The sequence below is a fragment of the Symbiobacterium sp. genome (assembly GCF_040797425.1).
Lineage (GTDB): Bacteria > Bacillota > Sulfobacillia > Symbiobacteriales > Symbiobacteriaceae > Symbiobacterium.
This window is the reverse complement of record NZ_JBFNEH010000093.1, coordinates 1-6,931: the sequence shown is the minus strand read 5'-3', so window position 1 is coordinate 6,931 and position 6,931 is coordinate 1. Positions and strand designations below refer to the sequence as shown.

General features: G+C 69.6%; 6 protein-coding genes. All 6 read right to left on the bottom strand.

Features of this window, described 5'->3' with window-relative positions; all coding sequences use genetic code 11:
• Positions 1–135: 135 nt before the first annotated feature.
• From AB2385_RS16420 to hydF, 6 genes are read right to left on the bottom strand one after another with little or no spacing between them, the layout of a single operon-like run.
• Positions 136–1,230: an ABC transporter substrate-binding protein gene (locus tag AB2385_RS16420; RefSeq protein ID WP_367656092.1), complete on the bottom strand. Its 1,095-nt coding sequence runs from the start codon at positions 1,228–1,230 to the stop codon at positions 136–138.
• Positions 1,231–1,242: 12 nt separating this feature from the next.
• Positions 1,243–1,956: an ABC transporter ATP-binding protein gene (locus AB2385_RS16415; RefSeq protein ID WP_367656091.1), complete on the bottom strand. Its 714-nt coding sequence runs from the start codon at positions 1,954–1,956 to the stop codon at positions 1,243–1,245.
• Positions 1,956–2,729, bottom strand: coding sequence for an ABC transporter permease (locus AB2385_RS16410; RefSeq protein ID WP_367656090.1), 774 nt, complete (start codon positions 2,727–2,729; stop codon positions 1,956–1,958). The genes AB2385_RS16415 and AB2385_RS16410 overlap by 1 nt, the downstream gene beginning before the upstream one ends.
• A 41-nt stretch (positions 2,730–2,770) precedes the next feature.
• Positions 2,771–4,180 (bottom strand): [FeFe] hydrogenase H-cluster radical SAM maturase HydG, encoded by a 1,410-nt coding sequence (hydG, locus tag AB2385_RS16405; RefSeq protein WP_367656088.1) that lies wholly within the window; start codon positions 4,178–4,180, stop codon positions 2,771–2,773.
• 14 nt (positions 4,181–4,194) lie between these two features.
• Positions 4,195–5,247, bottom strand: a complete 1,053-nt coding sequence (hydE, locus tag AB2385_RS16400; RefSeq protein ID WP_367656087.1) for a [FeFe] hydrogenase H-cluster radical SAM maturase HydE — start codon at positions 5,245–5,247, stop codon at positions 4,195–4,197.
• Positions 5,247–6,485: a [FeFe] hydrogenase H-cluster maturation GTPase HydF gene (gene hydF / locus AB2385_RS16395; protein WP_367656085.1), complete on the bottom strand. Its 1,239-nt coding sequence runs from the start codon at positions 6,483–6,485 to the stop codon at positions 5,247–5,249. Before hydF ends, hydE begins: the two co-directional genes overlap by 1 nt.
• Positions 6,486–6,931: the final 446 nt, after the last annotated feature.

Sequence of the window (6,931 nt, the reverse complement as noted above, 5' to 3'; positions counted from 1 at the left end):
GGTACACGGCCAGACTGACACACATGCTGAATAAACCGTGGTGACCCTGGACGCGCGCAGGACCCCGCCACCGAACAGGCGTCGGAGGCGGGGTCCTGCGCGTGGAAGCCCATGTCACGGGCCGCTTCGGCTGATCTACTCCCCGGCGTAGTAGAACTCGTCGTCGGGCAGCTGGCCGCCGATGATGTCGGGATTCAGTTCGGCCAGCTTGGTGAAGTAAAACTCCACCGCCTCCCGGGCCTCGGTCGCCGTCTCGAACCGGAACGGCGTCCGGTCCAGCGAGTTCTGGATCACCGGCACCTTCAGCCCGTTGAGGTAAGGTTCGCCCAGGGCCGCGGCGTCGGCGGGGTTCTCCTGGATCCACTGCACCGACTCCTGCAGCCCCTCCTGGATGGCGGCGATGACGTCGGGATGCTGCTCGATCAGCTCGGTGACGGCGATGGTGCCGATCTGCGGGATGAAGGGCTCCCGGCCGGTCACGCGGCCCCACTCCTGCCGGAGCTCGAACAGTTCCCGCACCGGGACGTTGTTCTGCTTGCCCTGCAGGATCGCGGCAGTGGCCACGGGCTCGGGCAGCACGGCGGCGTCTGCCTTGCCGGCCATGAGCATCTGCAGCGCCTCAGGGGCGGCGGAGACGTACTGCAAGTCCATCTCCTCCTCCGGCACGCCGGCCAGCTTGGCGACTGTACGGAAGATCAGGTCGGGCGAGTCGTTCTTGAAGGGGATGTAGACCGTCTTGCCGCGCAGGTCCTCCCAGCCCTGGATGTCCGGGTTGGCCGTCAGCACCGAGAGGTGGCCCCACACGGTCACGTTGAGGAGCTTCACGGGCAGCCCCTTGTTGTACAGGTTGGCGGCCACGTAGGTGGGCACGGCCGCGACCTGCACCTGGCCCTTCACCATATCCGCCCGGAGCTGGTCCAGGTTGGCGAACGCCTGGAAATTCACCTCGTTCACCAGGCTGGTGAGCCGCTCCTGCGTGGCCAGGTGGGCCAGCAGAATCGAGGGCGGGGCGGACGGCGCCTGCATCTGCAACTGTGCGAGGGGTTCGGCGGGTTCGGCGGACTCGCCGGGTTCAGTGGGCTCTTCGGCCTGCGGGGCCTCGGTCTGCGCGCCGGGCTGCTCCGAGCCGGGCGACTCCGTGTTGGGAGCGGGACGGGCGCAGCCGAAGAGCAGGCCGAGGGCGAGCAAGCAGACCAGCAGCCTGGGCAATACCGCGCTGTGTCGACGCATGGGACAAGCCTCCTAGTCGGGAAATGCTCTGGAGACACGCGGCCAGATGGCGGCCACGGTCCTGTGGACGTAAGTCTCGGCGTCGGTGCGGGGCGTGCGGCCCAGCTCCAGCCGGGCGATGATCCGGCCGGGGGCCGGGGAGAGGGCGATCAGCGTGTCGCCCATCCGCACCGCTTCCGTGAGGTCGTGGGTTACGAAGAGGGCGGCCAGCCGGCGCTCCTCCAGCAGATCCAGCACGAGCCGCTGCATGCCGGCCCTGAGGCCGGGGTCCAGGGCGGCGAAGGGCTCGTCCAGGAGCAGGAGGTCGGGCTCAATGGCCAGGGCCCGGCCGAGGGCCACCCGCTGGCGCATCCCGCCGCTCAGCTCGTGGGGGTACTTGTCGGCAGCGCCCTCCAGGCCCAGCCGCTCCATCAGGGCGGATGCCACTCGCCGCTGCTCGGCCGTCGGCCGGCCGGCGGCCTTCAGCCCGAAGGCGATGTTCTGCCAGGCGGTGCGCCACGGCAGGAGCCGTGGCTCCTGGAAGACGTACGCGGGCCGCCGGAAGCGGTTCTCCACGCGCCCCCGGGTGGGGGTGATGAGGCCGGCGGCGATGTGCAGAAGGGTGGTCTTGCCGCAGCCGGAGCGCCCCACCACGGCCAGGATCTGGCCCGGCTCCAGGGTGAGGTCGATGTCGGTCAGCGCCGGCACGCCGGCGTAATCGTGGCCGACCCCGGTGAGGGTGAGCATCAGCCGCCACCCCCTTCCCCGCCCCGCCGCCAGGGTTCCAGGCGGCGCTTGAGCGGACGGAGCAGCAGGTTCTCCATGGTCAGCAGCAGGATCACCACCACGGCGATCCAGGCGAACATGCCGGCGACGTTCAGGTTCACCCGGGCCGTCCCCAGCCCCGCGCCCATGCCGGTACGGCTGCCGGCCATCAGCTCGGCCAGGAGGGCCACCTTCCAGGCCAGGCCGAGGCCCGACAGAAGCGCCGGGAACAGGTAGCCCAGCAGGTGGGGCAGGTAGATCTCGGTCACCAGCATGCGCCGCGGCGCACGGAAGACCGTGGCCATCTCGATCAGGTTGCGGTCGACGGCGCCCGCACCCTCCACCGCTGCAGCGAAGATGATGGGCAGCACGGCCACGGCGATGGTGAAGATGGGCGCCGAACTGTTCGCGTCAAACCAGAGCAGGGCGACGATGATGAGGGCCACCGGGGGCACCCCCTGGATCGCCGTGACCACCGGCGCCAGGGCCTGCCGGAGCGGCGGCAGGAGGCCCGAGAGGAGGCCGGCGCCGCCGCCCAGCAGGACGGCGATGCCGAAGCCGGCGAGCGTCCGGCCGGTGGTGACGGCCACGGCGCGCCAGAGTGCGCCGGTCTGCCCCAGGCGCACGAGCTCGCGGGCCACGTCCAGCGGCGTGGGCACGGCCCAGGGCGGGTACTGCAGTGCGATCAGGTGCCAGAGCACCAGGGCGGTTGCGATGCCCAAGAGGCTCCACAGCCTCCGCCGGATCCGCCTCACCGGTCATCCCCCTCCCCCGTCGCGCCCCGCGGTCGGTCAGCTCAGAAGAAGAGGTCCCGCTCACCGGCCTTGATGCGCGCCAGCCGCCGCTCGGTCTCGGCGCGCATCTTCGCGCTCGGGATCTGCGCCAGGTTCGCGGACTCAGTGCGCTGGCCGACTGCGCGGGTCTCCTCCGTGGCGTAGTCCTCCAGGTACTCCTGGAAAGTCAAGATGGCGTTGGGCTGGCAGAGATTCTGAATCTGGCCGGTCTTGGCCAGCGCCATGAACCGGTCGCCGGTCCGCCCCTGGCGGTAGCAGGCGGTGCAGTAGCTGGGCAGGTAGCCGAGCTCGCAGAGCCAGCGGATGACCTCGTCGGGCGACCGGTGGTCGCCCTGGATGAACTGGGAGGTCGCCGCCCGCTCGCCCCGGGTGAGCCGGCTGTACCCGCCGATGCCCACGCTGGAGCCGGCGCTCATCTGGGAGATGCCGAGCCGGAGCACCTGCTCCCGCACCTCGGGCGTCTCCCGGGTGGAGATGATCATGCCCGTATAGGGAACGGCCATTCGCAGGATCGCCACCAGCTTCAGGAACTGGTCGTCGGAGACCAGGTGGGGGAAGGTGGTAAGGTCCACGCCCGGGGCCGGCTGCAGCCGGGGCACCGAGATGGTGTGCGGCCCCACGCCGAACCGCTCCTCCAGGTGGCGCACGTGCAGGAGCAGGGCCAGGACCTCATACCGGTAGTCGTAGAGACCGAAGAGCACGCCGGCGCCCACGTCGTCGATGCCGGCCTCCTGCGCCCGGTCGAGGGCGGTGGTGTGCCAGTCGTAGTTGTGCTTCGGACCCTGAGGGTGCATCTGCGCGTAGGTGGGCCGGTGGTAGGTCTCCTGGAAGAGCTGGTACGTGCCGATATGCGCGGCCTTCAGCCTGCGGTAGTCTTCCACCGTGGTGGCGGCGATGTTGACGTTGATGCGCCGGATGTTGCCGTTGCCTTCCCGGACGCTGTAGATCGTGTTGATACAGTCCACGATATAGTCGATGTCGCAGTTCACGGGATCCTCGCCGGCCTCCAGGAGCACCCGCTTGTGGCCCATGCGCAGAAGCGCCCGGGTCTCCTCCGCCACCTCTTCCTGGGTGAGGCGGCGGCGCACCTCCTGCTCGTTGGCGCGGCGGAAGGCGCAGTAGCGACAGTTGTTCACGCACAGGTTGCTGACGTAGAGGGGCGCGAACAGCACGATGCGGTTGCCGTAGATCTTCTGCTTGATCTCATAGGCGGTGCGGAACATCTCCTGCAGATGCTCCGGGTCCTCCACCATCAGCAGGTCGGCGACCTCCTCCAGGTCCAGACCCTTGGCGAGGGCCGCCTTGTCGAGGATCTGCCGCAGGCGGACAGCCGACGGGGCAGAGGCCGAGCCCAGCAGGCGCTCGAGCACCGCGTCGTCAATGAAAGTGGCTTTCTCAGCAGCGACAGGCATGGGCAAGACTCCTTTCAGGCGGTCCACCGGGGGGAGTGCCCCGGGCCGGTGGCCACGAAACGACCTTCGCCAAGAATGAGGGCAGCCACGCAGGGGGCGCACTGCTCGGGCTCCTCCCGCAGGCAGATCTTGTTCGGGTAGAGCTGGTAATGGATGCGGTACTTGCCGGGGGTGACGTTGGGCATGATCACGTTCGCCCCGCACGCCAGGGCAAGCTGCCGCCCCCGGGGGTGAATCGAGCCCAGGGCCGTGGTGGCGGGCACGTGGGCGTCCTGGATGGTGAGCCGAACGCAGGCGACCGCGTTCAGGGTCTGGTCAACCGTGCCGGCGGCGGCATCCTCCAGCGGCGTATGGGGGGCCGGGATGAACGGCCCGATGCCAGCCATCTCCACATTCAGTTTCTTGAGCAGCAGGATGTCGTCGGCGATGGTCTCGACGGTCTGGCCGGGCAGGCCCACCATGAAGCCGCTGCCCACCTGGTACCCCAGTTCCCGGAGCCACAGGAGGCACTGTACCCGCTGCTCCAGCCGCCGGCCCGGCCGCAGCCGGGCGAAGAGTTCGGGATCGGCGGTCTCGTGCCGGAGCAGGAACCGGTCGGCCCCGGCCGCCTTCCACAGCGCGTACTCCTCGCGGGTGCGCTCCCCCACGCTCAGGGTGACCGCGAGCGGCGTGGTGGCCTTGATCGCCCGCACCACACCGGCCAGCTCCTCCGGGTCCAGGGCGTCGCCCTCCCCGGACTGGAACACGACGCTGCCGTAGCCCAGCCGGTGGGCGCCCCGGGCCGCCGCCACAATCTCCTCCGGCGCCATCCGGTACCGGCGCACGTGCCGGTTGGAGCGGCGAATGCCGCAGTAGTGGCAGTCCATCCGGCAGATGTTCGAGAACTCGATGAGGCCCCGCAGGTGGACCCCGTCGCCCATCGTGCGGGCCCTGACCCGGTCCGCCGCGGCGAACAAGGCCTGCTGCTCCTCGCCTTCGAGGCTCAGCAGGCACGCGAGCTCGTCCCGGGTGAGGTCCGCCCCGCCCTCGGCGCGGTCGATCAGAGAGAGCACCTCGCTGCGGATCATCACGTATTCCCCCCGTGGGTCCCGCCCGGCTGCCGGAAGGGCGAGAGCGCGCGTGGCAGGATTCCGTGCAGATGTGCGATGAGGACGCCGTAGTTGACGATGGGCACCCCGGCCGCCTGCGCCTGGCGGATGCGGCTGAGCATCAGCTGGCGGTTCACCATGCAGCCGCCGCAGTGGACGATGAGCTGGTACGACGTGAGGTCGGCGGGCATCTCCTGCCCGTGCGCCCACTCGAACTGCAGGTCGCCGCCCACGCGCTCGCGCAGCCACCGGGGGATCTTCACCGTGCCGATGTCGTCTTTCTGCTGGTGATGGGTGCAGGTCTCTGCGATCAGCACCCGGTCGCCCGGGCGGAGGCGGTCGACGGCCTGGGCGCCCCGCACCAGTTCCTCCAGGTCCCCCTTGTGCCGGGCCATGAGGATCGAGAACGAGGTGAGCGGGATCTCGGGCGGCACCGTGCGGCTGACCGGCCCGAAGACCTGGCTGTCGGTGACCACGAGGGCAGGCCTGCGGTCCAGGGAGGCCAGGGCCCCTGGAAGCTCTCGATCCCGCACGGCAACGGCGATGGCCCCGGCGTCCAGCACTTCGCGGATGGCCTGAACCTGTGGCAGGATCAGCCGCCCTTTGGGAGCGCCCGAGTCAATGGGCACCACCAGGACCACCAGGTCGCCGGGCTGGATCAGATCGGCGAGCAGCGGCACCTCGGCCCTGTCCACCGGGGCGGCGGCGATAATGCGCTGCCGGAGTTCCGCCACGCCCGGATCGCCTTGGGCACTGCTCACGCAGAAGGGGAAGCCGATGCGCTCGCTGAGGCGGGCGGCCTGGCGGGCGGCACCCTCGGGGTCCAGGTCTGCCTTGGTCACCGCGCCGACGGCCGGCGTGGCGCGTCGCTTCAGCTCCTGGACCAGCCGCTCCTCGGCCTCGCCGGGCTCCTCCCCGGCAGGGACGGCAAGCACCGCCAGGTCCGTCTGGTCCAGGACCTGCAGGCTCCGGGCCACCCGCAGCTCGCCCAGCTCCCCCGTGTCGTCAATACCCGCCGTGTCGATGAGGACCACCGGTCCCAGCGGATGCAGCTCCATCGGGCGCCGCACCGGGTCGGTGGTCGTGCCGGGCACCGGGGAGACCAGCGAGACCTCCTGCCGGCTCAGGGCGTTGATGAGGCTGGACTTGCCCGCGTTGCGCCGGCCGAAGAAGGCGATATGCAGGCGCTGGCTGGTGGGTGTTCCTTGTACGGCCATGTTGTTCATCCTTTCACATTCCGGCGCCATTGTAACGCATCCATTTCGCTGCCTCCACGGGTTTGCCGAAATCAGAACCCTACGGACAGGAAAGCTGAACCTACAGGTGGAGGGGTATCTAGGGTGCGCCCCCGATGACCCCCATCCGGTCTCCGAAGGAGGCGCGCCGGGGCGACCTCACGTGCCGCCGGCGAGTCCGCCACGCCCTCGTGCATGCCCCGCAGCGGCATCGGGGGAGCGCACCGTTTCGGCGGACCCGCCCCGTCCCGGTGCCAGGCACCGGGCTGAAAAATGCGGGGAAAATCGGCCCCTATTTTCGGCGAGATAGGGGGAAAAACTGCCCTGTACTGCCGTTATGTAAACTTGGCCTCCGCCAACATCTTGTCGAATCTGGGGGTATTCCGTCGAAAACGGCCGTGATGAGGGGCCTGGGAGCCGCCTCAACG

Excerpts from the sequence above, each read along its gene's own strand:
- AB2385_RS16420 (WP_367656092.1), bottom strand. The coding sequence starts at position 1,230 with ATGCGTCGACACAGCGCGGTATTGCCCAGGCTGCTGGTCTGCTTGCTC.
- AB2385_RS16415 (WP_367656091.1), bottom strand. The coding sequence starts at position 1,956 with ATGCTCACCCTCACCGGGGTCGGCCACGATTACGCCGGCGTGCCGGCG.
- hydG (WP_367656088.1), bottom strand. The coding sequence starts at position 4,180 with ATGCCTGTCGCTGCTGAGAAAGCCACTTTCATTGACGACGCGGTGCTC.
- hydE (WP_367656087.1), bottom strand. The coding sequence starts at position 5,247 with ATGATCCGCAGCGAGGTGCTCTCTCTGATCGACCGCGCCGAGGGCGGG.
- hydF (WP_367656085.1), bottom strand. The coding sequence starts at position 6,485 with ATGGCCGTACAAGGAACACCCACCAGCCAGCGCCTGCATATCGCCTTC.